We start from the raw sequence: 24002 nt of genomic DNA on the forward strand, positions 1-24002 counted from the left end.
TCCCCTCACCCTTTCGCCACCGCGAACAGAATCGTTGCCTCGGCCGCCACCGCTCCGTCTACCTCGGCGCGGCAGGTGGTCTTGCCCAGGCCCCGGCGCAGGAATTCCAGCCGCGCGTACAGGTGAAGCTGGTCGCCCGGAATCACCTTGCGCTTGAAGCGTGCGCCCTCCACGCCGGCCAGATAACCCACCGTGCCCGGTTCCAGTTGACCGTGCAGGCAGAACATGCTGGCCTGCGCCAGTGCCTCCACGATCAGCACGCCCGGCATCACGGGCTCCTGCGGAAAGTGGCCCGGGAAAAAGGGTTCGTTGACCGTCACGTTCTTGAGGGCGTGGACTTCGCCGCCCTGCACGCTCAATACACGGTCCACCAGCACGAAGGGAAAACGGTGCGGCAGGGTCTTCAGCACGTCCTGAATCAGGATGGGTTCCATGAACAGACACTCCTTGGCAAGGGGGACAGAAACAGGCGCGGCGGGGGCGGTTCTCCCACGGCCCCGCGCCCGCCCCGCCGTCCGGTGGGGGCAGCCCTCCCGGGCAAAACGTTCCAAGCGTAGCACGGCTTACCAACGCGCCCGGACGCTCCCCGGACGGCGGACAGGCCGCTCAGGCCCGCAGTTTTCAGGCCCGGGGCTTGAGGAACGCCGTCAGGCCCGCCAGCAGGCTGGTCAGCAGCGTCAGGCCGACGGCCTGTCCGAAACTGGAGATGCCCCCGGCGCCGGCCTGCCGGCTGAGAATCGTCTCGACGCTGCCCACCGAACGCAGCCACAGCGGCGCGTTCGGGTTCAGGCTGGCAAAACTCCCCAGCGTGAGGGCCGCCAGCGCCAGCGTGAGCAGGGTCAGCAGCACCACCCCGGCCCACCTCAGCGCCCGCACGTTGCCCCCCGCCTCGCTCGTGTCATCGCCGGGCATTCTAGAGAGGCGGGGGAGGGGCGCTGTGAAGAACTTCATGCCGGCCCCGCCTGACCCGTGGATGGGCGTTACACTCCGGCGCGTGACTCCCCCGCCCGGCCTGCCCGCCCGCGTCCGCGTGACCCGTCCGCCCCTGCCCCTCGCGCCGCCCCTGAAAGCGGCGGCAGCGCGCCTGTGCCCGCAGGCCCCGCAGGACGCCCTGACGGCGGCGGCCCTCGCCATCGCGGGCGGCGCGGTGATCGGCGCGGCCCTGCGCTGGGCAGAGGGCGGGAGCCTCGCCGTCGAAACCGGCTGGCGCGGGCGCGGCATCGAGGAGGCGCTGGAAGAGGCGGTGGGGCGCGGCTTGTAGGTCGTGGGGGCAAAAGCATAAGAAGGCTCCTGCCGTCTTTCCCACAACCCACACTCCCTAACACCCGTTTGGTAGCGTGAGGCCATGACCGCCACCGCTTCCGAGACGGGGATGAGCTTCGCCCTCTCCGACGACCAGCGCATGATCCTTCAGCACGTCCGCGAGTTCTGCCGCGCCGAGATCGCCCCGAAGGCCGCCGAGTACGACCGCAGCGGCGCGTATCCCCGTGAGCAACTGCGCGGCCTGGCCGAGCTGGGGCTGATGGGCGCGACCGTGCCCGAACAGTGGGGCGGCGCGGGCCTCGATTCCGTCACCTACGCCCTGTGCCTGGAGGAAATCGCCGCCGCCGACGCCAGCGTGGCGGTGATTGTCAGCGTGCAAAACGGCCTGCCCGAGCAGATGCTCCTGAAGTACGGTACCGGCGCCCAGCGTGAGCAGTACCTGCGCCCCCTCGCCGGCGGCCAGCACATCGGGGCTTTCTGCCTGACGGAGAGCGGCGCGGGCAGTGACGCCGCCAGCCTGCGCCTGAGGGCCGAGCGCGACGGCGACGCCTGGGTGCTGAACGGCTCCAAGGCCTGGATCACCTCGGGCGGACAGGCCGACACCTACCTGGTGATGGCCCGCACGGGTGGCCCCGGCGCGCGCGGCGTGTCCTGCTTCATCGTGCCTGGCGGGACGCCGGGCCTCAGCTTCGGCCGCCCCGAGGAAAAAATGGGCCTGCACGCCGCACACACCACCACCGTCACCTTTGACGGCGTGCGCGTACCCCAGGACCACATGGTGGGCGAGGAGGGCCAGGGCCTGATCATCGCCCTCGCCAGCCTGGACGCGGGGCGGATCGGTATTGCCATGCAGGCCCTCGGGATCGCCCGCGCCGCCCTGGAGCACGCCGCCCGCTACGCCAGTGAACGCGAGCAGTTCGGCAAGAAGCTCCGGGAGTTCGAGGGCGTGTCCTTCAAGGTCGCCCGCATGGCCGCCCGCACCGAATCGGCCCGCCTGGTCGCCCTCAAGGCCGCCTGGCTCAAGGATCAGGGCCAGCCCTACGGCAAGGAAGCCAGCATCGCCAAGCTGCTGGCCAGTGAGGCGGCGGTGGACTGCGCCCGCGACGCCATTCAGATTTTCGGCGGCAACGGCTACAGCCGCGAGTATCCGGTCGAACGCCTCTACCGCGACGCCAAGGTGACCGAGATTTACGAGGGCACCAGCGAGATTCAGCAGCTCGTGATCAGCCGGGCGGTGTTCGCGGAGTACGGGGGGTAAAGCCCCAGGCAGGCGGTAGGCTTCAGCCCACTGCCTCCCCCAGTGCCCCGTCCAGCGCCGCCAGCAGCTCATCCACCTCCGCGTCCGCGATGCTCAGCGGCGGGCCGAGCAACAGGTGGTCGCCGCGCGTGCCGTCCACCGCACCCGTGCCGGGATAGGTAATCAGGCCACGTTCCCAGGCGGCTCTGGCCACCCGCTCCGCGATGCCCGGCGTCCCGAAGGCCTCTCCGGTCGCCGGGTCGCCCAGCACCAGGCCCAGCAGCAAGCCGTGTCCCCGCGCGTCCAGCACCAGCGGGTGACGTTCCTTCAGTTCGCGCAGCCCCGTCAGCAGCCGCTCGCCCTGGACCCGCGCCCTTTCCGTCAGGCCCTCGCGCTCCACGATGTCCAGCACCGCCAGGCCCGCCGCCACGCTGACCGGATGGCCCGCGTAGGTAAAGCCGTGCTTGAAGGCCCCCGAGCCGTTCATCACCGTGCCGTAGACCTCCGCGCTCGCGGCCAGCCCCGCCAGCGGCGCGTATCCGGCGGCCAGTCCCTTGCCCAGCACCACGAGGTCGGGGGTCACGTCCCCCCCCAGCCGCACGGCCAGCGGTGAGCCGCAGCGGCCCATTCCGCTCATCACCTCGTCGGCGATGAAGAGAATGCCGTACTCGCGGCAAATCTCGGCAATTCGGGCATGGTAACCCGCGTTCGGCGCCAACGCCGCGTCCGAGGCACCCACCACCGGCTCGGCCATAAAGGCCGCGACCGTTTCCGGCCCGGCCTCCTCCAGCACAGCGCGCAGGCGTTCGGCGTCGGCCTCGCCGGAAAGCCTGGGGTCGGGCCTGGGCAGCTTCGGCCAGGCGGCCTCGTTCATCAGGGGCGCGTAGATGGCCCGCCGCGCCCCCATGCCCGACGCGGCCAGCGCCCCCAGCGAGGCGCCGTGATAGCTGGGAAGGCGTGTGATCACCTTGTAGCGCCCCGGCTCGCCCCGTTCCACGTGGTACTGCCGCGCGAGTTTGATCGCGCTCTCGTTCGCCTCCGACCCGCCCGAGACGGCCCAGAAGCGGAAGCCGGGCAACCCCAGAAAGCTCACGAGCCGCGCCGCGTACTCCTCCAGCACGGGCGAGGTGAACTGCGACCCATGCACGAAGGGCAGCGCCCGTGCCTGGCGCGCCAGGGCGTCCGCGACCTCTGCCCGCCCGTGCCCGATGTTCGCCACCAGCGCCCCCGAGGAGCCGTCCAGATACCGCCGGCCCCCGGCGTCATAGAGATACACGCCCTCGCCACGCACGGCGACCGGGTAGGACTTGCGGGAACGGTAGAAGACGCTGGAGGAGGAAGAATCGGTCATGCGCGGAGCCTTTCAGGAGTTGCCGGCCTTCAGCGTTCAGCCGTCAGGAGTCGAAGAGGGGTGGGAGGGCGAGCCAGCCGGGCAGCGGCGGTGAGCCTTCCACTTCCAGCGCGCGTAGAATCAGGCGGCACACGCGGCGGTGGGGGCCGAGGTCGGGAAAGGGGCGGGTTTCGGAATAGGCGGCCCGGAAGGCCCGCGCCCCCGCCCGGTCCAGCAGCACTTCCCAGAGGCACAGGTCGAGTTCCGGCGGCGCAAAGGCGCAAAGGCCGACGCCTCCACATCCACCAGGGCAAAGGGCTGCCCGTCACGCCACACGAACTGCGAGCCGTGCCAGTCCAGCAGCATCGGGACGGCGCGGGTGGGGGAGGGGGCGGCAGTGAAGGCCGCTCCACCTCCGGCCAGTGGTCCGCCCAGGCGTCCGGCCCGAAGTGCGCCGCGACTTCCCGCACCACCTTCAGCGCGTGCGGATAGAAGTCGGTGAGGGGTCGCAAGGGGTTTCCCGTCACCGGGCCGAAGCCGTCCACGGCGTGGGCGTGCACCGCCGCGACCCGCCGCCCCAGTTCCGCCGCGTCCGCCTGCTGCAACTCGTGGCGGGCTTCGCCCGGCACAAAGGCCACCCGCAAGGCCGGGGCATCCCGGAAGTCCACGGTGCCCAGCACTTCCGGTACCGACCAGACCCCCAGCCCCCGCCAGAAGCCGTAAGCGGCGGCTGTGGCAGGCAGGTCACGCGGGTCCACCCCGAACAGCCTTGACAGGCCCAGCATGAAGGCGCTCACGTCCGGCGAGGTCCACCACGACCGGCGCAGGACGACCGGCCCCTGCGCCGACTCCACCCGCCACACGTGCGAGGCGCGGCTGGCGTCGCCCGCGTTCAGTTCGGTGACGGCGAGGGGGCCAGCCTCTACCACGTGTCCCCGCCCCCGGGAGGCGGCCACGCCCCGAGCGCCTGGCGTACCGTCACGACCTGTCCGAAATGGTGCGCGGTGTGCAGCGCGAAATCCGCCAGCAGTTCCCCGATGGTTTCCTCGTGGTTCACCGGGTTGGCGAGGTCGGGGCGGGCCGTGTGCGTGTCGATGCGGGCCAGCAACTCGTAGAACTCGTTGCGGACCCGGCCCCAGTCGTCTTCCGTCACGGCGGGCCAGGGGTCGGCCGCGTGCTTCGGGGACGGCATCGCCTGCCCGCCCTCAATCACGTCCAGCATCCAGCGGTTCCACCAGTTCACGTGCGCGACGAGTTCGGCCACGCTGTGCGGCAGGGAGTCGGGTCGGCGGGCGGCGGTGGCCGCGTCCAGGCCACTCAGCGCGGCCTCCACGCCCACGAAGGCCTGCCCCCCCCGGAACAGCTTAGGGAGCAGGCGGGCGAGGGCGGGCTGGGGCCGCTCGTTTCGGTCGGGTCGGGGATCAGACATAAAGCCAGTTTCGCAGAAGAGGAGGCTTTGTTACCTTGCCAGGTGATGACGAACGAAGTCCCGAAAATCAGCACCGCGGGCGAACTGGGCCTGACCCTCCAGACGCTGGCCGACGTGCCGGACCTGGTGGGCGCGGCCTTCGGGCTGGACGGCCTGATCCTGACCGAAGCGGACCTCTCCCCGGCGTTTTTCCAGCTGCGCAGCGGCCTGGCGGGCGAAGCGTTCCAGAAGTTCACGAACTACCGCATCCGGGTCGCCCTGGTGCTGCCGGACTTCGCGGCCCACGGTGCGCGCTTTGCCGAGCTGGCGCACGAGCACGCCACGCATGGCCTGATCCGCTTTGTCCGTACCGAGGAGGAGGCCCGGCACTGGCTGGGGGCCAGCGCCGGAAGCTGACTCAGTACTTCTGCGCCACCGTCTTGGTCTGGAGGAACCAGAACAGGTAATCCGGGCCGCCCACCTTGGCGTTCGTGCCGCTCATGCCGTAGCCGCCGAAGGCGTGGGTGCCCGACAGCGCCCCGGTGCATTTGCGGTTCACGTACAGGTTCCCGGCGTGGATCAGGCGGCGGGCCTCGTTGATTTTCTGCGGGTCGCGGCTGTAGAAGGCGGCGGTCAGGCCATACTCGGAGTCGTTGGCGAGGTCGATGGCGTGCCGCCAGTCGCGCGCCTTCGTGAAGCTCAGCACCGGCCCGAAAATCTCCTCCTGAAAGAGGGGGTCGCGCGGGTCCACGTCCGCGAAGATCGTCGGCGCGATGTAGCCGCCCTCCCGCTCCCCGCTCCCGGCGCGCTCGCCCCCCAGCACGAGGCGGGCCGTGCCCTTGCCCTTCTCCACGTAGTCCATGATGCGGGCCGCGCTGCCCTCGTGAATCACCGGACCGAGGGGGGCGTTCTCCTCCGGCGAACCGACCTTCAGCTCGCGCGCCAGCGTCACCACCCGGTCCAGCAACTCGTCATAGACGCTGGCTTCCGCGATCACGCGGCTGCACGCGCTGCACTTCTGCCCGGCGTACCCGAAGGCGGCCTGCACGATCCCGCGCGCGGCGTCGTCCAGGTCGGCGTCGGCGCAGACCACTGTCGGGTCCTTGCCGCCCATCTCGGCCATCACGCGCTTGAGCCACTTCTGACCCGGCTGCACCTTCGCGGCGCGCTCCATGATGCGGCAGCCGATCTCCTTGGAGCCGGTAAAGGCGATCATGCGGATGTCCCTGTGGTCCACCAGGGGATCACCCAGCACGTCGTCGGTGCCGGTGACGAACTGGATCACGTTGCGGGGCAGGCCCGCCTCATACAGCAGTTCCACCAGCAGCAGGCTGCTCAGCGGCGTCTCGGAAGCGGGCTTCCACACGACCGTGTTGCCGGCCGCAATGGCCCCCAGCGCCATCCCCAGCGGAATCGCCGCCGGGAAGTTCCAGGGACTGATGACGGCCACCACGCCGATGGGTTCGTACACCATCGTGACGTGTTCGTCGGGCATGGGATAGACGGGCTTGCCCTGCGCCCACTTCAGCGCCTCGCGGGCAAAGACCTCGAAGTGGTCCACGCACTCGGCGATCTCACCGTCGGCCTCGGCCCAGTTCTTGCCGTTTTCCAGGCCCATCACCGCATTGAATTCCAGGCGGCGCGCGCGCAGCAGGTCGGCGGCCCGCTTGAAGATCGTGGCGCGCTGCATCGGGTCGGAAAAGCGCCACTCCTCGAACGCCGCTTTGGCGCCGCCGATGGCCTCTTCGAGCTGCTCCGGCGTGGCCTTCGGAAAGCGCCACACCACCTCGCGCGTGTCGGCGGGGTTGTGGACCTCAAACGTGGCTGTGCCCTCCACGGCTTTGCCGCCGAGGTACATCGGGAAGGCCCGGCCCAGATACTTCTCGCGCACCATTCGGTAAGCGTCCCGCTGCCTGCCCGCCACAGCGTCCAGGCCAAAGTTGAAGTACGGCTCGTGTTCAAACGGGAGGAAGCCCTCCATCAGCGTGCTGGTCATGTGTTGCCTCCTTGAGAGTGACGCGAGAGTAACACGCACGCCAAAGCAGGGCAAAACCGCTGTCAGACGGCAAAACTTGACGCCGATGAGGTGCCAGGGAAGGCGCGGCTTCTGGCCCTGACTTTACGACTGAAAAGCCGGGGCGCCGGCCCACAACGCCGCCCCGATCAGACCCGCGTCGGCTCCCAGTTCGGCGTGGACGACCTGGGGCCGGTAGCGTTCGGGGAACTGGGTGAGCGACGCCTGCACCCGTGCCAGATACCCGCCGCGCAGGCCCACGCTGCCCCCCAGCGCCACCCGCGTCACGCCCAGCAGGGCGGCCACGTCCGCGATTTTCCAGGCGATCAGCGCCGCCGATCGGGCGTACGCGGCGTCTGCCGCCGCGTGCCCGGCCTCGGCGGCGTCGCAGAGGGCCTTGCTGTCCTCGAAGCCCAGGCGCCGTGCCTGGGCGCCCAGCGCAGTCCCGCTCGTCTCGAACTCCAGCGGTCCCAGACGGCCCAGCGGCGGCACCTCCGGCCCCCCCTGCCACACGGCAGGCACACTCACGAAGCCCAGTTCCGCGTCCAGCCCGTTGGCCGCGAGGTGAAGCCGCCCCCCCAGCACCAACCCCGCGCCCACGCCGGTGCTGACGGTGATGAACATGAATTCGGAGCTTCCCCGCCCCGCCCCGGCCCGGAACTCACCCCAGGCGGCGGCCCGCGCGTCGTTGAGGGCGGCGCACGGCAGGCCCAGCCGCTCCGAGAGGCGCTGTTCCAGCGGAATGTCGGTCCAGCCGGGAAAGGTCTGCGTCGCCGTCGCCGTGACGCGCCCCCGCGCCACCGCGCCCGCACAGGCCACGCCGACCGCCGCCGCGTCGGGGAGGAGGGGGGCGGCCAGGTCCAGCGCCGCTGCCAGCACCGCCTCCGGGAGGGCCGGTTGCGGTGTGCGCGTCTCCCGCCGCTGCCGCACGCGCCCCCCGGTCACCAGCGCGGCACGCATGGACGTGCCACCGATATCGAGGGCGAGGAGGGGAGAGGCCAGGTGTTCATCCGCCGGAGTCATGCAGCCATTCTCACCGTTCCTGCCCGGTCTGGGTGCCCGTCCTCCCCATGTCCGGCGAAAGTCAGGGTTGCGCCTTCAGGTTCCCCCTCTGGGGAGAGCTGCTCACCGTCAGCGGAAAGACCCCCGTGAACAGCCGGGGCCAAGCCAGGTGCGCCTCTCCGACCTCCAGCCTCAGCCCCGTCCGCCCGAAGTGGTGCTCCCACAGCGCCCGGATGCGCGGCGTGATGAGTTCACGCAGCTGCGCCTCTGCCGCTGCCCGCTGTCCGCCCAGGTCGAAGGGACTGGGATTGTCCAGCCGGGCGCGCACCTCGGGCCGGGTGAAGGCCTGATAGAGGGCGTCATCCACCAGCCGCGCGAAGAGGGCTTCCGCGTGGGCCGCCCGGTCCCGCACCAGCGGCGCGAGCTTTCCGAAGGCGACGGCGCTGCCGAGCGTGTTTCCCGCCGTGTTCCAGGCGGCATACCCGGCGAGGTCGGCCAGCGGGAGCGCCTGCATCAGGGTCCACAGCCGCCGTTCCGCCCCGTTCGGATAGGCGATGTCCGCGAGGGTCACGGCCCGCCCCACGGCCAGGTCATGCCTGACGGCGTCCACGAAGGCCGGGAGATGCCGGTGCGGCGTGTCCACCGTCGCGAAATTGGGCTGGAAACTCGCCTGCCGCGTCCCCGGCGTGTTCACCGCCAGCACGAACTCCGCCTCGGCGGGCGTGTCCGCCACCCGGCAACCCGCCGCGCGCAGGTGTGCCCGCACCAGTTCCCCCGCCGGACGGTCCTCGTAGATCAGCTCGGCCCCTGCCCCGTTCACGCCGCTGTAGCGCACCTGGGCCAGCACCGGCTCCGGCCTCAGCGCGCGGGCGATCAGCGCGCAGGGCACGTCGTCGGCCCCGGGGTAGATGTCCAGGCGCTCCCAGACGCCCAGGTCGTCGGCGCGGGCTTCCAGCTGCCGCCGGTCGAACGCGGCCAGACCATAGGGGGTGGTGTCGTCCAGCGTGAGGCACAGGTGCGCCAGCGTGCCCTCCGCCAGCAGCTCCAGCGCCGCGAGGTGAAGCGCCCGGTTGCGCTCGCGGGTGCCCACCCAGTCGGCCAGGATGGCCTGGGGAACCGCCGAGCGGGCCGCGTCCAGGGCCGCCCATTCCCCCTCCCCGTGGCGGGCGTGGCGGTCGAGGGCGGTGCTGTAGGCCCGCAGGGCGTGCCCCCACTCGCCGTAATAGGGCTTTTCCTCGTGGGGGTCGTTGTCGTGCGCCACCCGCACGATGACCCCGAAGGCGTAGATGCGCAGCCCCGGATTCAGCCCCCGCACCTCCCGCAGCACGGCCAGCCGCTTCAGCACGGTGGCGGGCGGGTCCGACACGCGCCGCGCCGGAATCATGCCCCCCAGCGTCAGCGTCTCCAGACACACGACCAGGGCGTCCGCCTCCCGGGCCTGGTCCAGCAGCCAGGTGCGCAGCGTGCCCGTGTCGCCCGGCGTAAAAAAGTCGGGCAGGGCCTCCGGCGGCGGCACCCGCACCTCCGCCCCCGTCATGCGCGCGAGCTGGGCCGGGTGGTCCAGCGTGGGGGGGCGGGTGTCGGGCGGAATCAGCAGCAGGCGGGTCACGCGCGTCAGTCTAGAAAGAACCGCAGCACCGCGTCCCGCATCGCCCGGCTGGTGTAGTGCCCCACGCCGGGAAATACGGCCGCCTGGAACCCTTCCGGGCAGCCCGCCCGCGCATAGGCTTCCTGGTAGGCGGCAGCGGTCGGGACGTGGTGCGCGTCCAGCGGAAAGACCGGATCGCTGTCGCCGCTCGCCAGCAGGAGGGGCGTGGGCGGCGCGTCGCCCGCGTGCGTGACGGGGCGCTGGGCCGCCAGAAAGGCTCGCAGCTCAGCCCGCCTGACCTCGGGTTCGTCCCACACGCCGGAAGTGATGAGGGCCGCCGCCCGCCTGACCCGCCTTTCGGTGCGGGCGAGGGTCTGCGCCACGTACCCGCCCATGCTCGACCCGGTCACACAAACGGGCACCGGGCCGAACGTCTCCGCCAGCGCGTCCAGCACCGCCGGAGCCTCCGCCACGGTGCGGCGCACGCTGTCCCAGACATATTCGCGGGCATTCAGCCCCGGCAGCGCGTCGCCCGTCCGCTCGCCGTGCAGCGCCGCATCCGGCAGGACAACCGCCCAGCCCCTGGCCGTCAGGGCGCTGTAGACGCCCAGTTTGCCCTCCTTGGCGGCCCAGGCGCCGTGGTAGACCAGGCACGCCGCCTCGACGCCGGTCCCCTCCGGGGGCCGCTCGATCAGGCACGGCACCCCCGCCAGCACGCGCCGCTCGATCAGATATGGGGTGCCGCCCGTCAGCGGGGTGGCGTGCGGGTCGGCGGGGTGGAAGGTTCTCCCGTTCGTCATCCTCCCGCCTCCAGGCGCTGCGCGCGTCCTTCCGCCGCCAGCCGCCAGACGTCCGGATTCCGCAGCCCCGCCCAGCCCGCATGATCCAGCCCCAGCGCGAGCGCCAGCAGATTGCCGTGCGTGACGACCGCCGTCACCCCGTCCGGGTCGCGTGCATCCGCCAGCGCGGCCAGAACACGTCGCCGGGCCGTGAGGGCCGACTCGCCGCCCGGCAGACGCAGCCAGGGCAGCCGGAAGCTGGCTTTGAGGGCCGTTCGCCAGTAAGGCAGGTCCCGGCCGCTCAGCACCCGCTCGGTCAGCCGCGCGTCCGTCTCGACCTCCAGCCCCAGCCGGTCGGCCAGGGGACGCGCGGTGTCCACTGCCCGCGTCCAGGGGCTGCTCACGATCCGGCTGATGCCCAGCGCGGCCAGGTCCGCCGCTAGCCGCCCGGCCTGCGCTGCTCCTTCCGGCGTCAGCGGCGCGTCCGGTGCCTGCCCACTCGCCCGCGCATGGCGGATCAGCAGCAGGTCACCGCTCACTCTGCCGTCGCCGCCGGTTTCGGCGCGACGATGTTGCGCAGCAGGCGAATCTGCCCCCGGTGGCTCACCTCGTCCTCCATGACGTGAAACCAGGCCCAGTGGTGGTTCGGAAAGTCGAAGCCCGGCACACTGAGCCGCGAGGCCAGCCACGCGTCGTCCCTCTGCGCGAGAGTGGCGAGCGTGTGCCCCCGCGACGTTTCCAGCTCGTCCAGATACCACGCCAGCGGGCGACCCCGCACCGGTTCACCCTCCGCGCCCATCGTGAGGCCGGAGCGGTACGGGTCAAACTCCGGGATGCTCTCGGTGAAGGGGTCGCGGCCCCCAAACGACAGCCAGTGGTACACCCGGTCGACCGCCGCGATATGCGCCAGCAGCATCCCGATGGAATTGCGGAAGCCCGGCGGTGTGGCGTCCAGTTGTTCCACGCTCAACCCCTGCACCGCCTGCAAGGTGGTCAGGCGGGCATAGGCCAGCATCTCCAGCAGCGCCCCGATCTGCGGTGAATGGCGCGTGTCCGGCTCGATCCGGTACGGGCGCGACGGGTCCTCGGCAGGCCGCTCGGTGGAAGTCATGGTGACAGAGTACACAGGGCCGCCCAGCTTCCCCAGCGCCGCCGGGTTACCGGATATCGGTGGTTCCCCAGGTCTTGCCGTTCACGACGATCTCGAAGGGGCCTGTGCGGGTGGGCGTGCCGGGGTCGGTGTACGTCCTCGTCTCGTTTCGCACGCTGGCCGAACAGGCCACACCGACCGGAACGCTGCCGCGCGTGGTCAGCGTCAGGCGGCTGGCGGTGCGCTGCGCGCTGAAGCCGTCGAAGCGGCCACAGCCCAGGCCCACCGTCACGGCGACGTTCATGGTCTCCGAAGCCCCCACGCTGGCCGGGAACTGCACGTCCGCCACGCCCGGCGTGTTAGGCGTCCTGATCAGCCCGCAGGCACCCAGCGGCAGGGCGAGGGCGGCAGCGATCAGCATTCTCTTCATGCCGTCATTCTGCCATTCGCGCCGCCACGCTGCTTGCGCACTTGTTTCACCCCTTCACCGCCCCTTCCAGCCCCTTCATGAAGTATTTTTGCCCGAAGGCGAAGATCACCAGAATGGGCAGAACCGTGATGACGGCCCCCGCCATCACCGCCCGCGAGTTGGTGCTGAAGGTGCCGCTCAGCTCCAGGAGGCCCGCCGAGAGCGGCATCAGGTTCTTGTCGGGCAGCATGATGCGCGCCCACAGGAAGCTGTTCCAGTACGCCACGAATTCCAGAATGGAAAAGGCCACGATGGTCGGCAGCGCCAGCGGCAGCATGATGCGCCGCCAGATGGTCAGCTCTCTGGCCCCGTCGATCCGCGCGGCCTCGATCAGTTCAATCGGCACGCCCAGATAGGCCTGCCGCAACAGAAACAGCCCCACGATGCTGGCGATGCCCGGCAGCACGACCGCCGCGTACTGCCGCACGGCGTCCAGCACCGGACTGGTCTGCTGGAGAAGCCCCAGCTTGATGGTCGTGATGTAGTTGACGATCAAGCCCGCCTCGTTGGGCAGGACCATCAGCACCAGAATCGCGTAGAAGATCAGGTCGCGGCCTGGAAAGCGCATCTTGGCGAGCGGGTACGCGGCCAGCGCCGCCAGCGTGACGGTCAGGCTCACGCCCGCCGTGCAGATGATCAGGCTGTTCAGGATCAGCCGCCAGAACGGCACGGTGGTCCCGGTCAGCACCTCCACGTAATTTTTCAGGCTGACGCCGCTGGGCAGCAGTTTGGCCTGGTAAATGTTCCCCGTCGGTTCCAGACTGGTGATGAAGGTCCAGTAGAAGGGATACAGCATGATGACGGCGATGACCCCCAGCACGAGGTAGGCGGCGAGATTCGCTGCCCGCTCCCTGCGCCGCTTCCGCGCCTTGAGGTCGGCGGCGGTCTTGCTGACGGTGGTCGGCTGATCGTGGACAGCGCCTTTAAGCATCCGCCTTCCCCCCCCGCGTCAGTTTGAAATTCAGCAGCCCGAACAGGATGCTGATGACGGCGATGATGATTCCGCCCGCGGCGGCCAGCCCGTACTGAAAGTCCACGAAGGCCCGCGAGTACGTGTAGAACAGCGCCGTGTAGGTACTCCCGGCGGGGCCGCCCTGCGTCATCACGTAGATCTCCTCGAAGACCTTGATGGCGCTGACGGTACTCAGGAGGCTGCACACCAGAATGGTGGGGCGCAGGCCCGGTAGCGTCACGTTCAGAAAGACCTGCCAGCGGGTCGCGCCGTCGATCACGGCGGCCTCCTCCAGTTCCTTCCCGATGGCCTGCAATCCCGCCAGATACAGCACCATGTAATACCCGATCCCCTTCCACAGCGTCACGAACATCACCGCATAGAGGGCCGTCAGGGGATTGTTCAGCAGGCTGCCGCCCCGGTGCAGCCCCAGCGCGCCCAGCACCGCGTTCACCGGACCGTCCTGCTGGTACATCCAGGTCCAGATCAGGCCCACCACCGCGAAGCTGGTCACCACCGGCACATAATAGGCGGTGCGGAAAAAGCCGATGCCCCTGAGGGGCCGGTTCACCAGCAGGGCGACCCCGATGGCGAGCAGCTGAATCACCGGCACGACCAGGATGTACTTCAGGCTGTTTTTCAGCCCCGACCAGAACTGCGAATCTGCGGCCAGCGTGCGGAAGTTCTCCAGCCCCACCCACTCGGGCGGGCTGATGATGTTGTATTTCGTAAAGGCCAGGTAGGTGCCGAAGAACACCGGCCAGGTGTGGTACAGGACGAGCAGGGCGAGAAAGGGCAGCATGAAGGCGTAGGCGATCAGGGTGCTGCGCACGGTCACGCGCGCGCCCGCTCCGCCCCGCGCGTGCTGCGCCCGGCGCGACTCGCGCCGCTGGGTGGTGGTCATGCCCGGCAGTCTACGCATCCGCCGCCCCTCCCGGCATGAAAAACCGGCCACCCCACAAGGTGACCGGCCCATCTCGGCTCTGCTGGACTTAGTGGCCGTCGCCGTCCTGCGCCTCACGCTTGCCCGAGTTGTACTCGGCGTGCGCTTCGGCGTTGTGAACCTCGGCCTTGGCGCGGTCCTCGGCCGCCTCAGCCTTGTCCTTCAGGTTGTCGACGGTGCCCCCGAAGTTGCTGGCGAGGTCGTGCCCGGCGGCGCGGGCGCGGTCGGCCCCTTCCTTCAGCTTGGCTCCGGCGGCGTCGGCCATGTTCTCCAGCGTGCTTTTGTCATCACTCATCGGTGTGAACCTCCTGGCTTTGGATTCCCGAAGTGGGTAAGGGCAGCATCTCGCGCCCCCGCCTGGGCTGGGTGAACCCCGGCTTCAGGTGTTCATTACCGTTTCCCAGCTCAACCTTTACCGGTCTGGATGTCAAGGCTCACCGGCGGCCCCCACCGCTGCCGAGAACCCGGGCAGAATGTTGAACCGCGTCTACACCGTCCGTGTGACAGGAACAGGCATACCCCCGGCGGGCGGCGGGAGGGTAGAGTTGGGCCGTCATGACTCAGCTTTCCGATCCCCACATCAAGGTGCCCGCGCAGGGCGAGAAGATCCGCATGGAGGCGGGCAAGCTCCTGGTGCCCGACCGCCCCGTCATTCCCTTCGTGGAAGGTGACGGCACCGGCCCCGACATCTGGCGCGCCAGCGTGCGGGTCCTCGACGCCGCCGTCGAGCAGGCCTACGGCGACCAGAAGAAGATCGAGTGGATGGAAGTCTACGCGGGCGAGAAATCCACCCAGGTCTACGGCGAGGGCGAGTGGCTGCCCGAGGCGACCCTGAACGCCTTCCGCGAGTTCCTCTTCGGCATCAAGGGGCCGCTCACCACGCCCGTCGGCGGCGGCATCCGCTCGATCAACGTGGCGCTTCGTCAGGAACTCGACCTGTACGCCTGCGTCCGCCCGGTGCAGTACTTCCCCGGCGTGCCCAGCCCCGTCAAGCGCCCGCAGGACGTGGACATGGTGATCTTCCGCGAGAACACCGAGGACATCTACGCGGGCATCGAATACAAGGCCGGGACGCCCGACGCGGCCAGGCTGCGCGACTTCCTGATCGATGAACTGGGCGTCAACAAGATCCGCTTTCCCGAAACGTCCTCGCTGGGCGTCAAGCCGGTCAGCCAGGAAGGCACCGAGCGCCTGGTGCGCGCCGCCATCGAGTACGCCATCGCCAACGGGCGCAGAAGCGTCACGCTGGTCCACAAGGGCAACATCATGAAGTTCACCGAAGGCGGCTTCCGCGACTGGGGCTACGACCTCGCCAAGCGGGAGTTCGGCGGCGTGGAACTCGACGGCGGCCCCTGGCTCCAGCTTCCGAACGGCATCGTCATCAAGGACGTGATCGCGGACAACTTCCTGCAACAGATTCTGCTGCGCCCCACCGAGTACGACGTGATTGCTACCCTGAACCTCAACGGCGACTACATCTCCGACGCGCTCGCCGCGCAGGTCGGCGGGATCGGCATCGCGCCCGGTGCGAACATCAACTACGTGACCGGTCACGCCATCTTCGAGGCCACCCACGGCACCGCACCCAAGTACGCGGGCAAGGACGTGATCAACCCCTCCTCCGTGATTCTCTCCGGTGAGATGATGCTGCGCTACATGGGCTGGGTCGAGGCCGCCGACCTGATCCTGAAGGGCCTGGAACAGACCATCGCGCAGAAGACCGTCACCTACGATTTCGCGCGTGGCATGGAAGGCGCGACCGAGGTCAAGACCAGCGAGTTCGCGGACCGCATCATCGCGAACATGCGTCAGGCGTAAAGCCCGGGCTAAACGTCAGGCCAAAAGGACAGAGGGTCTGAAGCGGGGGCGGAGGCTGTTGTGGCTTCCGCCCCCACTTCAGGCCCTCTGCACTATCCTCCCCCCATGACTCGCCTCCTGTTCGCCCTCGCCGGTGTGGTGCTGCTCGCCGTCACCGCCCTGGCGCTGGTCTGGCTGGCCGGGCAACTGCTGGCGGGCCTGGGCGCCTTCGTGGTCGGTCTGGCCGCCGTGCTGGCGCGGCTCCTGGGCTTCCTGACCCTGGCGGGCGGGCTGGGCGGCCTCGCCTACTTCATCGCGAGTGCCTGGCGACCCGCCCGCGAGGTCCGGCGTTGAGCGCCCCCGACCGCTTCCTGGGCCGCGCGGACGTGTACGCGCAGGCGCGGCCCTCCTACCCCGAGGCCCTCGGCGCGTGGCTGGCGGAGAGGCGATTGCTGGCGGGCGGCGTGGCCGACGTGGGCGCGGGCACCGGCCTGTTTACCCGCCTGCTGCTGGCGCGTGGGGCAGAGGTTCACGCCGTCGAGCCGAATCCCGAGATGCGCGCCCAGCTCGCGGCAGGGCTGGCTGCCGAGGTGACAGCAGGCCGGTTGACCGTCCACGCCGGAACCAGTGAGGTCACCGGTTTACCGGATAAAAGCGTCTCGCTCGTGACCGCCGCCCAGGCCGCCCACTGGTTCGCGCCCGCGCCCACCGTCCGCGAGTTCCGCCGCGTCCTGCGCCCCAGCGGGCACGTCCTCCTGGTCTGGAACGACTGGCGGGGCGAGGGGACGGCCTTCAACGCGGCATACGGCGAGGTCGTCTCCCACTTTCTGGAAGAAGGCACGCCCGACCTCGCCACCCGCGTCCCCGAGGCTGAACTGCCGCAGTTCCTGCCCGGCGGCTTCGAGCGCGTGACCTTTGCCAATCCCCTGACCCTGACCCGCGCACGCCTGCACGCCCTGGCGGCCAGCGTCAGCTATCTGCCCTCGCCCACGGACGCGGCTTATCCCGGGATGACGCGCGAACTTGATGCCCTGTTCGGCGCGCATCAGCAGGACGGCACCGTCACGCTGGCCTACCGCACGCACGTCTTTCTGGGCGGCCTCGATTGACCCGCACGCCGTGAGCCACGCTTCAGTTCAGGAAACAAACTCCGCTACAATTGGAGGCTGTGACGCGCGCTGCCTTCCTGAGTGTCTGAAGCTCTCCGGCGCCGGCGCGTTCTTCGGTGAATTGGAGGCTTTTTGAGTTACTGGCGCACTGACATCAAACCGCTGCTGGACGCGGAAACGGGGACCCTCTTCAAACAGGCCCCGATTCGCGTCACGCTGGCGTTTCCGAACCGCTATTCCGTCGGTATGGCTTCTCTGGGCTATCAGGTCATCTACCGCATGTTCAACCAGGAAGAGGGCGTCGCCTGTGAGCGCGCCTTTTTGCCCGACGACGTGGACGCCTTCGAGCGCACCGGCCAGGCCCTCCCGACCGTCGAGAGCGGGCGCGACGCGGGCGACTGCGAACTGTTTGCCCTGAGCGTCTCGTTCGAGCTGGACCTGACGAACATCATCCGCATGCTGGACGTGGCCGGGATGCGCCCGCTGCGGGGGGAACGCAGCGACACCGACCCCGTCGTGATGATCGGGGGACCCTTCACGTCCTCCAACCCCTATCCGCTGACGCCCTTCGCGGACGTGATCATCATCGGCGACGGCGAGCAGATCGTGCCGGTGGTCTCCGAGGCCCTGCGTGAGTCGAGTACCCGCGAGGAGTTCTACGACCTCGTGGACGGCATGCCCGGCGTCTTCCTGCCCGCCCGCCACGTCCACGAGCCGACCTGGGCCACCGCGCCCAAGGAACTGCTCCCGGCCTACAGCCAGATCGTCACGCCGCACAGCGAGCTGAGCAACATGTTCCTGGTGGAAGCGCAGCGCGGCTGCCCGCGCCCCTGCACCTTCTGTCTGGCCCGCACCATGTACGGCCCCAACCGCAACAACCAGGCGCAGGAACTGCTCGACACCATCCCCGACTGGGTGGAAAAGGTGGGGCTGGTGGGCGCGGCCCTCTCCGACTTCCCGCACACCAAGTTCGTGGGGCGCACCCTGACCGACCGGGGGATCAAGCTGGGCGTCAGTTCCATCCGCGCCGACACGGTGGACGCCGAACTGGCCGAGATTCTCAAGGCGGGCGGCCTGCGGACCTTCACGGTGGCGTCCGACGCCCCGAGCGAACGCCTGCGCCGCTGGCTGAAAAAGGGCATCACCACGGAAGACCTGCTCAAGACCGCCCACATCAGCCGCGACCTGGGCTTCAAGGGCATCAAGGTCTATATGATGATCGGCCTGGGGCCGGAGAACGACGACGACATCACCGAGCTGATCGAGTTCACGCGGGAGCTGGCGAAGATCAACCGCGTGGCCCTGGGCATCAGCCCCTTCGTGCCCAAGCGCCACACACCCCACTTTGCCGATCCCTTCGGCGGTGTCCAGACCATCGAGAAGCGCCTCAAGCGCATCCAGAAGGAACTGCGGACCACCGCCGAACTGCGGAACGTGTCCGCCAAGTGGGCCTGGGTCGAGTCGGTGATCGCGCGCGGCGGCCCGGAAGTCGGGATGGCCGCCTACTCGATCTACCGCAACGAGAGCATCGGCGCGTGGAAAAAAGCACTCGACGAGGTGGGCTGGCGCGACGAGTTCGAGATCAACACGCCCGCCATCAGCCTGCCGCCCGGCCAGTACGAGGCGCGCGAGGTGAGCGCCCACGCCGAGGGGCTGGCGGTGTAACAGCGGTGTAGAAAGAGCGGAGGGCCGAGGTGCATTCCCCGGCCCTCCGCTTTTCTCTCCCCTTATCCCGCCTTGAACTCCCGTCCCCGGCGCTCCAGCAGCGGCGCGAGTTGCGCGTCGAAGCGGGCCAGCACCGGGCCGATAATGGCCGTGAGCAGCACGTAGACGGCGGCCAGCGGCCCTAGCGTCGGCGCGAGGCCCAGGCCTAGCCCCGCGATCAATATGCTGAACTCGCCGCGCGGGATCAGGGTGGTGCCCGCCCGGTAGCGCCCGCGCGTCTGCACGCCTGCCTGCGCCGCCCCCCACCAGCCGGTGAAAAACTTGGTGGCGCTGGTGACGACGGTCAGCAGCACGGCCGGAAGCAGCACGCCCGGCACGCTTCCCAGATCGAGTTGCAGCCCGAAGAACACGAAGAACACGGCGGCAAAGAGGTCCCGCAGCGGCTCGATCAGGTGCCGCGCCCGGTCGGCCACCTCGCCGGAGAGGGCGATACCCACCAGAAAGGCACCGATGGCGGCGGACACCTTCAGCAGGTCGGCGGCCCCCGCCACGACCAGTACCAGCCCGAACACGCTGAGCAAGAGCGCCTCGTTACTCTGCACGTTCACCAGACCGCTGAGGACGTGCCCGTAGCGCAGCGCCAGAAAGAAGGCGAGCGCGAATGCCGCGAGGGCCACCAGCAGGTTGACGCCGATGGCGGCCAGCGTCCCGCCGATCAGGAGGGCGGCGACCACCGGCAGATAGGCGGCCATCGCCACGTCCTCCAGCACGCAGACGGCCAGGATCACGGGCGTCTCGCGGTTGCCCAGGCGGCCCAGGTCGCCCAGGATCTTGCTGGCGATCCCGCTGGAACTCAGGTAGGTCACGCCGCCCAGCAGCACGGCAGCCAGCGGCGTGAAGCCCAGCAGGAAGCCCGCCAGCAGCCCCGGCGTGAAGTTCAGCCCCAGATCCAGCAAGCCGACCTGCCGGTTCGCGCGCAGGTTGTCGCGCAGTTCCTGGCTGGTGTACTCCAGCCCCAGCGTGAACAGCAGCAGCACCGCGCCGATCTCCGCGCCGGTATGAATGAATTCCTCGGGGGCGTCGCCCAGGTGCACGGAGGCCCCCAGGCCGATCCCGGCGAGCAGGTACAGCGGAATGGGCGTGATCCCGAGCCGTCCGGCGGCCCGGCCCACGAAGGCCAGCGCGAGAATCACCGCGCCGAGTTCCAGAAACAGTTGAGCCAGGGGCACGTCGAACCTCACGAAAAAAGGAAAGAGGCGGGAACGGCGTGCAGAAGGTGCAAACAGGGAAGGGGGAAAAAAGAGGTCAGCTCTCGCCGCCGAGGAGCTTCGCGGCGCGCACCACGCCGCCCGGCGTGCCGACCACCACCACCGTGTCCCCGGCGTGCAGCGGGAACTCGGGTCCGGGTGCGGGAATTGCCTGCCCCCCCCGCATCACGGCCACGATGCTCGTTCCGGTGCGGGTCCTCAGCATGGTGTCGCCCAGCAGCCGCCCGGCGTAGGGGCTGGCGTCCGGCAGGCTCACCCAGTCCATCGCCAGCCCCTCGATGTCCTGCGTGAGCCGGCTGACGTGGCGGGTGATGGTGCTGCCGCTCAGCAGGTCGGCCACCGCCTCGGCTTCCTCGTCGCTCAGGACGATGCTCTGGGCGCAGGCGTCGGGGTCGTCGCGGCGCGAGACGAAGATTTCGCGCCGGCCGTCGCGGTGCCGGATCACGCCCACCCGTTTGCCGAAGCGCCCGTCAAAATCGTGCCGCACGCCTACACCGGGCAGTGGGGTTTCTTCCAGCTTGACCATGCGTGCAGGATAGGGCGGGACAGGCAGGCGAACTGCATAACCTGTCAAATGACAGGCCACCGCCGCCTTTGAGCAGTCAATCTCATACCTCTCCTGCCTCTGCACGCCAGAATGGGCGGCATGAGTGCTTCCCCCCCCCGCCCGCCGGTCAGACCACAGACGATGGCGGAAAAGATCCTCTCCCGGCGCGGCCACCGGGCGGTGTACGCCGGGGACCTCGCCGTCGTGGACGTGGATCAGGTGATGGTCGTGGACTCCATCGCCCAGAGCTTTATCGAACGGATGGAGCGGGACCTCGCCGCCGTGCCGAAGTACCCGGAGCGCGTCTCCATCGTCATCGACCACGTCGCGCCCGCCTCGACCGTCAGCGTCGCGCAGGCGCAGAAGGAGGCGCGCGCGTATGCCGCCGCCACGGGCGTGCGCCTCTTCGACGTGGGACGCGGCATCTGCCACCAGGTCCTGATGGAAGAACGCCTCGCGCAGCCTGGCTGGATCGTGCTGGGGTCAGACAGCCACTCCACCACCTACGGCGCGGTGGCCGCCTTCGGCACCGGCATGGGGGCCACCGACATCGCCCTCGCTGCCGCCAGCGGCAAAACTTGGCTCCGCGTGCCGGAAAGTGTGAAGGTCACCTTCAGCGGCGATCTCCAGCCCGGCGTGACGGCCAAGGACGCCGCCCTGGAGATGATCCGCGTGCTCGGGGCCGACGGCGCCACCTACCAGAGCATCGAGATCCACGCCGGGGACCGCTTCACGCGCGGCGAACGCATGACCCTGGCGAACCTGTGCGTGGAGGCGGGCGCGAAGGCCGGGCTGGTCGTCCCCGGCGGCGAAATCCTGACAGGCTACGGCTACGACGTTCCCGACTGGGTGTATCCCGATCCGGGGGCCGACTATAGACAAGAAGTCGAGATTGATCTCACGACCCTCCGCCCCCGCATGAGTGCCCCCAGCGAGGTGGACAACGTTCACGACGTCTCCGCATTGCGCGGCCTGAAGGTCGATCAGGTGTTTATCGGCACCTGCACGAATGGCCGCATCGAGGACCTGCACGCCGCCGCCGAGGTCCTGCGGGGCCGCCGGGTAGACCCTTCCACCCGCCTGCTCGTGATTCCCGCCAGCTCTCAGGTGATGGAACAGGCGCTGGAAGACGGCACGCTGCTGACCCTCCAGCGGGCGGGCGCGGCACTGGGCACGCCCGGCTGCGGCCCCTGCATGGGCCGTCACCAGGGCGTCCTCGCGCCGGGCGAGGTGTGCGTGTCCACTTCAAATCGCAACTTCATCGGGCGGATGGGCGACAAGGACGCGCGGGTTTATCTGGCCTCGCCCGCGGTGGCAGCTGCGACGGCCGTGATGGGCCGGATCGCCCTGCCAGGGGATGTGGAAGCCTGGGTGGGCGCGTGAGGGGCTGCGGGCACATGGCCGCCCCGTCTGGCCTTGCACAGTCCACCTCGTACCACCGGGAGACCCACTGATATGCCCCGCATCTGGAAATTTGGCGACGGCGTCAACACCGACGACATCCTGCCCGGCAAGTTCGCGCCCTTCATGGCGGGCGAGGCCGTGTTTCAGACCTTCGCCTTTCATTACATCCGCCCCGAGTTCGCCGCGCAGATGCGGCCCGGCGACGTGCTGATCGGCGGGCGCAACTGGGGCCTGGGCAGCAGCCGCGAGTATGCCCCGCAGGCCCTCAAGAAGTTGCAGATCGGCGGTATCATCGCGCCTTCCTTCGCCCGCATCCATTACCGCAACCTCCTGAACCTCGGCATTCCGGCCTTCGAGGCCGACCTGACCGGGGTGCTGGAGGACGGCGACGAGGTGACGCTGGACGTGGACACCGGGGTGCTGACGCGCGGCGCCGACACGTTCCAGCTCCCCCCGCCGCCCGAGTTCCTGCGCGAGGCCCTGCGCGAAGGCAGCATCCTGGCCTTCTTCAAGCGGTACGGACGTTTCCCCGGAGAGCCTGTGGACCCCGGAGAGCCTATGGACGGGGAGGCCCGCTAAGATCAGGGTATGGCGACCCTGGAAATTGATTGCCCCGTCTGCGCCGAGGTGCTGGAACTCACCGACGCCGACCGCGCCGATCTGGTGGTGGGCGACGTGATCGTGTGCGATTCGTGCAACGCCGAGATGGAAGTGACCCGCAACGGCGCAGGCGAGGACTTCGAACTGGAACTGCTGGGCATCCTGACGGTCTGCCCCAACTGCGGCGAGGAATTCGACGTGACCGACGACATGCTGGCGGCGGCCCCCACGGTGGAGGGCGCGGACGGCACCGTCGTGAGCGTGGTGGCCTGCCCCCACTGCCGCGCCCAGATCGAGCTGGAATTCGAGGAGACCGACTGAGGCTTCCCTAGACAACATCGGTTGATAAGCGGTTCGTGTTATAGCCTATCAAACGCAAGGAGTAAGGTATGCCCATCATTCAATTTGAAAACCCGGAAACGGGCGCGATCATCGAACTCACCGACCCCGAACTCGGCGAACTCGTCATCGACGACGAGACGGGTGTGGAATATGAGGTCGTGTCGGTGGACCCGCCCCGCCTCGAACAGGCCCCGCAGGAAGCGGAGGACTGGGGCGAGTAAGCTCCCGGCCTTCAGCGGTCAGCCGTCAGCGCTTTGGCTGAAAGCTGACCGCTGAAGGCTGACGGCTCCCCAGGGACCTTATGGCCGACCTCGCTGTCCTCTACGACCGCATCCGCCCCGACGAGAAGATGCTGTTTGGGGCGCTCGACGCCCTGAGCGTGCCCTACGACAAGGTGTACACGCCGCACCTGAAAGTCACCTTCGACGAGCAGGGCCGCCAGCAGGTGCCCTGGCGGGTCGCGCTGGAACGCTGCGTGAGCCAGTCGCGCGGCCACGCCGTGACCCGTGCCCTGGAGGGCCTCGGCGTCCGGGTGGTGAATCCCTCGCCCGTGATCGAACTGTGCGGCGACAAGCTCGCCACCAACGCGGCCCTGGCCCGCGCGGGCCTGCCCACGCCGCGTACCGGCGTCGCCTTCGACGGCGAGGCCGCCCTCGCGTTGATCGAGGAGCTGGGGTATCCGGTCGTGCTCAAGCCCACCGTCGGTTCCTGGGGGCGCATGGTCAGCCGCATCAACGACCGCGACGCCGCCGAGGCGATCATCGAACACAAGGAGGTGCTGGGCGGCCCGCAGCACGGCGTATTCTACGTGCAGGAGCTGATTCACAAGCCGCAACGCGACATCCGCGCCTTCGTGGTGGGCGGCGAGTGCATCGGCGCGATCTACCGCACCAGTGACCACTGGATCACCAACACCGCGCGCGGGGCCACGGCCAGCAATTGCCCCGTCACCCCCGAGATCGCGGACCTCGCCCGGCGCTCGGCGGCGGCGGTGGGCGGCGAGATCGTCGCCGTCGACCTGGTCGAGGACCCGCAGCGCCGGAACGAGTGGGGCGGCCTGCTGGTCATCGAGATCAACCACACGATGGAATTCAAGAACTCGGTCAGCACGACGGGCGTGGACATCCCGCGCAAGATGGGTGAGTACGCCCTCAGCCTGCTGGACTGAGCGAACGACAGTGGCGGCGGTTCTCCA

General features: G+C 69.3%; 29 protein-coding genes. 12 read left to right on the plus strand and 17 right to left on the minus strand.

Annotation, left to right across the window (positions count from 1 at the left end; translation table 11 throughout):
• Window positions 1–5: 5 nt before the first annotated feature.
• A complete protein-coding gene (gene fabZ, locus DEIPH_RS10860) occupies window positions 6–434 on the minus strand; it encodes a 3-hydroxyacyl-ACP dehydratase FabZ (RefSeq protein WP_034357869.1) in 429 nt (142 codons plus the stop codon).
• Between the two features lie 187 nt (window positions 435–621).
• A complete protein-coding gene (locus DEIPH_RS10865; RefSeq protein WP_235183226.1) occupies window positions 622–951 on the minus strand; it encodes a hypothetical protein in 330 nt (109 codons plus the stop codon).
• Window positions 952–994: 43 nt separating this feature from the next.
• Between DEIPH_RS10865 and DEIPH_RS10870 the strand changes: the two genes are divergently transcribed.
• Both DEIPH_RS10870 and DEIPH_RS10875 read left to right on the plus strand, forming a co-directional pair.
• A complete protein-coding gene (locus DEIPH_RS10870) occupies window positions 995–1261 on the plus strand; it encodes a hypothetical protein (protein WP_034358132.1) in 267 nt (88 codons plus the stop codon).
• 84 nt (window positions 1262–1345) lie between these two features.
• Window positions 1346–2521, plus strand: a complete 1176-nt coding sequence (locus tag DEIPH_RS10875) for an acyl-CoA dehydrogenase (protein ID WP_034357875.1) — start codon at window positions 1346–1348, stop codon at window positions 2519–2521.
• Between the two features lie 22 nt (window positions 2522–2543).
• On the opposite strand, the gene DEIPH_RS10880 is transcribed toward DEIPH_RS10875, so the two are convergent.
• From DEIPH_RS10880 to DEIPH_RS10885, 3 genes are read right to left on the minus strand one after another with little or no spacing between them, the layout of a single operon-like run.
• Window positions 2544–3851, minus strand: a complete 1308-nt coding sequence (locus tag DEIPH_RS10880; protein ID WP_034357877.1) for an aminotransferase family protein — start codon at window positions 3849–3851, stop codon at window positions 2544–2546.
• Between the two features lie 29 nt (window positions 3852–3880).
• On the minus strand, window positions 3881–4759 hold the full coding sequence (locus DEIPH_RS19285; RefSeq protein WP_235183227.1) for a hypothetical protein: 879 nt from the start codon (window positions 4757–4759) through the stop codon (window positions 3881–3883).
• Window positions 4753–5259 (minus strand): DinB family protein, encoded by a 507-nt coding sequence (locus DEIPH_RS10885; RefSeq protein WP_034357879.1) that lies wholly within the window; start codon window positions 5257–5259, stop codon window positions 4753–4755. The genes DEIPH_RS19285 and DEIPH_RS10885 overlap by 7 nt, the downstream gene beginning before the upstream one ends.
• A 45-nt stretch (window positions 5260–5304) precedes the next feature.
• Between DEIPH_RS10885 and DEIPH_RS10890 the strand changes: the two genes are divergently transcribed.
• Entirely contained in the window at window positions 5305–5655 is a 351-nt protein-coding gene (locus tag DEIPH_RS10890) for a DUF4180 domain-containing protein (protein ID WP_034357881.1), read from the plus strand.
• Window position 5656: 1 nt separating this feature from the next.
• Here the strand turns inward: DEIPH_RS10890 and DEIPH_RS10895 are convergent, their stop codons facing one another.
• The 10 genes from DEIPH_RS10895 to DEIPH_RS10940 all read right to left on the minus strand — a co-directional run bounded on the left by DEIPH_RS10895 (window position 5657) and on the right by DEIPH_RS10940 (window position 14370).
• A complete protein-coding gene (locus DEIPH_RS10895) occupies window positions 5657–7234 on the minus strand; it encodes an L-glutamate gamma-semialdehyde dehydrogenase (RefSeq protein ID WP_034357882.1) in 1578 nt (525 codons plus the stop codon).
• 123 nt (window positions 7235–7357) lie between these two features.
• Window positions 7358–8275, minus strand: coding sequence for an ROK family protein (locus DEIPH_RS10900; RefSeq protein WP_034357884.1), 918 nt, complete (start codon window positions 8273–8275; stop codon window positions 7358–7360).
• A 61-nt stretch (window positions 8276–8336) separates the two neighbouring features.
• The gene (locus tag DEIPH_RS10905; RefSeq protein WP_034357885.1) at window positions 8337–9863 is read right to left on the minus strand and encodes a DUF4127 family protein; all 1527 of its coding nucleotides are present in this window, start codon (window positions 9861–9863) and stop codon (window positions 8337–8339) included.
• Window positions 9864–9868: 5 nt separating this feature from the next.
• Window positions 9869–10642 carry an alpha/beta hydrolase family protein gene (locus DEIPH_RS10910; protein ID WP_034357887.1) on the minus strand — a complete coding sequence of 258 codons (774 nt, stop codon included), beginning with the start codon at window positions 10640–10642 and terminating at the stop codon, window positions 9869–9871.
• Window positions 10639–11160 (minus strand): histidine phosphatase family protein, encoded by a 522-nt coding sequence (locus tag DEIPH_RS10915; RefSeq protein ID WP_034357889.1) that lies wholly within the window; start codon window positions 11158–11160, stop codon window positions 10639–10641. Before DEIPH_RS10915 ends, DEIPH_RS10910 begins: the two co-directional genes overlap by 4 nt.
• Window positions 11157–11732, minus strand: coding sequence for a DinB family protein (locus DEIPH_RS10920; protein WP_051517319.1), 576 nt, complete (start codon window positions 11730–11732; stop codon window positions 11157–11159). Before DEIPH_RS10920 ends, DEIPH_RS10915 begins: the two co-directional genes overlap by 4 nt.
• 46 nt (window positions 11733–11778) lie before the next feature.
• Window positions 11779–12141 carry a hypothetical protein gene (locus DEIPH_RS10925; protein ID WP_152544905.1) on the minus strand — a complete coding sequence of 121 codons (363 nt, stop codon included), beginning with the start codon at window positions 12139–12141 and terminating at the stop codon, window positions 11779–11781.
• A gap of 46 nt (window positions 12142–12187) precedes the next feature.
• Window positions 12188–13111 (minus strand): carbohydrate ABC transporter permease, encoded by a 924-nt coding sequence (locus tag DEIPH_RS10930; protein WP_034357893.1) that lies wholly within the window; start codon window positions 13109–13111, stop codon window positions 12188–12190.
• Window positions 13104–14036, minus strand: coding sequence for a carbohydrate ABC transporter permease (locus tag DEIPH_RS10935; protein WP_034357895.1), 933 nt, complete (start codon window positions 14034–14036; stop codon window positions 13104–13106). The genes DEIPH_RS10930 and DEIPH_RS10935 overlap by 8 nt, the downstream gene beginning before the upstream one ends.
• A gap of 88 nt (window positions 14037–14124) precedes the next feature.
• On the minus strand, window positions 14125–14370 hold the full coding sequence (locus tag DEIPH_RS10940; protein WP_034357897.1) for a hypothetical protein: 246 nt from the start codon (window positions 14368–14370) through the stop codon (window positions 14125–14127).
• Between the two features lie 260 nt (window positions 14371–14630).
• Between DEIPH_RS10940 and icd the strand changes: the two genes are divergently transcribed.
• The 4 genes from icd (at window position 14631) to DEIPH_RS10960 (ending at window position 18646) form a co-directional block, all read left to right on the plus strand.
• A complete protein-coding gene (gene icd, locus DEIPH_RS10945; protein WP_034357899.1) occupies window positions 14631–15893 on the plus strand; it encodes an NADP-dependent isocitrate dehydrogenase in 1263 nt (420 codons plus the stop codon).
• Window positions 15894–15998: 105 nt separating this feature from the next.
• Complete coding sequence (locus DEIPH_RS10950; protein WP_034357901.1) at window positions 15999–16226, plus strand: hypothetical protein; 228 nt, start codon at window positions 15999–16001, stop codon at window positions 16224–16226.
• The gene (locus DEIPH_RS10955; RefSeq protein ID WP_034357902.1) at window positions 16223–16981 is read left to right on the plus strand and encodes a class I SAM-dependent methyltransferase; all 759 of its coding nucleotides are present in this window, start codon (window positions 16223–16225) and stop codon (window positions 16979–16981) included. Before DEIPH_RS10950 ends, DEIPH_RS10955 begins: the two co-directional genes overlap by 4 nt.
• Window positions 16982–17113: 132 nt before the next feature.
• The gene (locus tag DEIPH_RS10960) at window positions 17114–18646 is read left to right on the plus strand and encodes a B12-binding domain-containing radical SAM protein (protein WP_034357904.1); all 1533 of its coding nucleotides are present in this window, start codon (window positions 17114–17116) and stop codon (window positions 18644–18646) included.
• Window positions 18647–18708: 62 nt separating this feature from the next.
• On the opposite strand, the gene DEIPH_RS10965 is transcribed toward DEIPH_RS10960, so the two are convergent.
• Together DEIPH_RS10965 and DEIPH_RS10970 are read right to left on the minus strand one after the other, a co-directional pair.
• Window positions 18709–19875, minus strand: a complete 1167-nt coding sequence (locus tag DEIPH_RS10965; RefSeq protein ID WP_034357906.1) for a cation:proton antiporter — start codon at window positions 19873–19875, stop codon at window positions 18709–18711.
• A gap of 76 nt (window positions 19876–19951) precedes the next feature.
• Complete coding sequence (locus DEIPH_RS10970) at window positions 19952–20440, minus strand: cation:proton antiporter regulatory subunit (RefSeq protein WP_034357908.1); 489 nt, start codon at window positions 20438–20440, stop codon at window positions 19952–19954.
• A gap of 120 nt (window positions 20441–20560) precedes the next feature.
• Here DEIPH_RS10970 and DEIPH_RS10975 point away from each other — a divergent pair, with 120 nt between their 5' ends.
• From DEIPH_RS10975 to lysX, 5 genes are all read left to right on the plus strand, one after another.
• On the plus strand, window positions 20561–21844 hold the full coding sequence (locus DEIPH_RS10975) for a homoaconitate hydratase family protein (RefSeq protein WP_235183229.1): 1284 nt from the start codon (window positions 20561–20563) through the stop codon (window positions 21842–21844).
• 72 nt (window positions 21845–21916) lie between these two features.
• Complete coding sequence (locus tag DEIPH_RS10980; protein WP_034357912.1) at window positions 21917–22444, plus strand: LeuD/DmdB family oxidoreductase small subunit; 528 nt, start codon at window positions 21917–21919, stop codon at window positions 22442–22444.
• 9 nt (window positions 22445–22453) lie between these two features.
• Window positions 22454–22786, plus strand: coding sequence for a hypothetical protein (locus tag DEIPH_RS10985; RefSeq protein ID WP_034357914.1), 333 nt, complete (start codon window positions 22454–22456; stop codon window positions 22784–22786).
• Between the two features lie 68 nt (window positions 22787–22854).
• Complete coding sequence (gene lysW, locus DEIPH_RS10990) at window positions 22855–23028, plus strand: lysine biosynthesis protein LysW (protein WP_034357915.1); 174 nt, start codon at window positions 22855–22857, stop codon at window positions 23026–23028.
• An 80-nt stretch (window positions 23029–23108) separates the two neighbouring features.
• Complete coding sequence (gene lysX / locus DEIPH_RS10995; protein ID WP_034357917.1) at window positions 23109–23975, plus strand: lysine biosynthesis protein LysX; 867 nt, start codon at window positions 23109–23111, stop codon at window positions 23973–23975.
• Window positions 23976–24002: the final 27 nt, after the last annotated feature.

The organism is Deinococcus phoenicis, assembly GCF_000599865.1.
GTDB lineage: Bacteria > Deinococcota > Deinococci > Deinococcales > Deinococcaceae > Deinococcus > Deinococcus phoenicis.

Excerpts from the sequence above, each read along its gene's own strand:
- fabZ (WP_034357869.1), bottom strand. The coding sequence starts at position 434 with ATGGAACCCATCCTGATTCAGGACGTGCTGAAGACCCTGCCGCACCGT.
- DEIPH_RS10865 (WP_235183226.1), bottom strand. The coding sequence starts at position 951 with ATGAAGTTCTTCACAGCGCCCCTCCCCCGCCTCTCTAGAATGCCCGGC.
- DEIPH_RS10875 (WP_034357875.1), top strand. The coding sequence starts at position 1,346 with ATGACCGCCACCGCTTCCGAGACGGGGATGAGCTTCGCCCTCTCCGAC.
- DEIPH_RS10880 (WP_034357877.1), bottom strand. The coding sequence starts at position 3,851 with ATGACCGATTCTTCCTCCTCCAGCGTCTTCTACCGTTCCCGCAAGTCC.
- DEIPH_RS10885 (WP_034357879.1), bottom strand. The coding sequence starts at position 5,259 with ATGTCTGATCCCCGACCCGACCGAAACGAGCGGCCCCAGCCCGCCCTC.
- DEIPH_RS10890 (WP_034357881.1), top strand. The coding sequence starts at position 5,305 with ATGACGAACGAAGTCCCGAAAATCAGCACCGCGGGCGAACTGGGCCTG.
- DEIPH_RS10895 (WP_034357882.1), bottom strand. The coding sequence starts at position 7,234 with ATGACCAGCACGCTGATGGAGGGCTTCCTCCCGTTTGAACACGAGCCG.
- DEIPH_RS10900 (WP_034357884.1), bottom strand. The coding sequence starts at position 8,275 with ATGACTCCGGCGGATGAACACCTGGCCTCTCCCCTCCTCGCCCTCGAT.
- DEIPH_RS10910 (WP_034357887.1), bottom strand. The coding sequence starts at position 10,642 with ATGACGAACGGGAGAACCTTCCACCCCGCCGACCCGCACGCCACCCCG.
- DEIPH_RS10920 (WP_051517319.1), bottom strand. The coding sequence starts at position 11,732 with ATGACTTCCACCGAGCGGCCTGCCGAGGACCCGTCGCGCCCGTACCGG.
- DEIPH_RS10925 (WP_152544905.1), bottom strand. The coding sequence starts at position 12,141 with ATGAAGAGAATGCTGATCGCTGCCGCCCTCGCCCTGCCGCTGGGTGCC.
- DEIPH_RS10930 (WP_034357893.1), bottom strand. The coding sequence starts at position 13,111 with ATGCTTAAAGGCGCTGTCCACGATCAGCCGACCACCGTCAGCAAGACC.
- DEIPH_RS10935 (WP_034357895.1), bottom strand. The coding sequence starts at position 14,036 with ATGACCACCACCCAGCGGCGCGAGTCGCGCCGGGCGCAGCACGCGCGG.
- DEIPH_RS10940 (WP_034357897.1), bottom strand. The coding sequence starts at position 14,370 with ATGAGTGATGACAAAAGCACGCTGGAGAACATGGCCGACGCCGCCGGA.
- icd (WP_034357899.1), top strand. The coding sequence starts at position 14,631 with ATGACTCAGCTTTCCGATCCCCACATCAAGGTGCCCGCGCAGGGCGAG.
- DEIPH_RS10950 (WP_034357901.1), top strand. The coding sequence starts at position 15,999 with ATGACTCGCCTCCTGTTCGCCCTCGCCGGTGTGGTGCTGCTCGCCGTC.
- DEIPH_RS10970 (WP_034357908.1), bottom strand. The coding sequence starts at position 20,440 with ATGGTCAAGCTGGAAGAAACCCCACTGCCCGGTGTAGGCGTGCGGCAC.
- DEIPH_RS10975 (WP_235183229.1), top strand. The coding sequence starts at position 20,561 with ATGAGTGCTTCCCCCCCCCGCCCGCCGGTCAGACCACAGACGATGGCG.
- DEIPH_RS10980 (WP_034357912.1), top strand. The coding sequence starts at position 21,917 with ATGCCCCGCATCTGGAAATTTGGCGACGGCGTCAACACCGACGACATC.
- DEIPH_RS10985 (WP_034357914.1), top strand. The coding sequence starts at position 22,454 with ATGGCGACCCTGGAAATTGATTGCCCCGTCTGCGCCGAGGTGCTGGAA.
- lysW (WP_034357915.1), top strand. The coding sequence starts at position 22,855 with ATGCCCATCATTCAATTTGAAAACCCGGAAACGGGCGCGATCATCGAA.
- lysX (WP_034357917.1), top strand. The coding sequence starts at position 23,109 with ATGGCCGACCTCGCTGTCCTCTACGACCGCATCCGCCCCGACGAGAAG.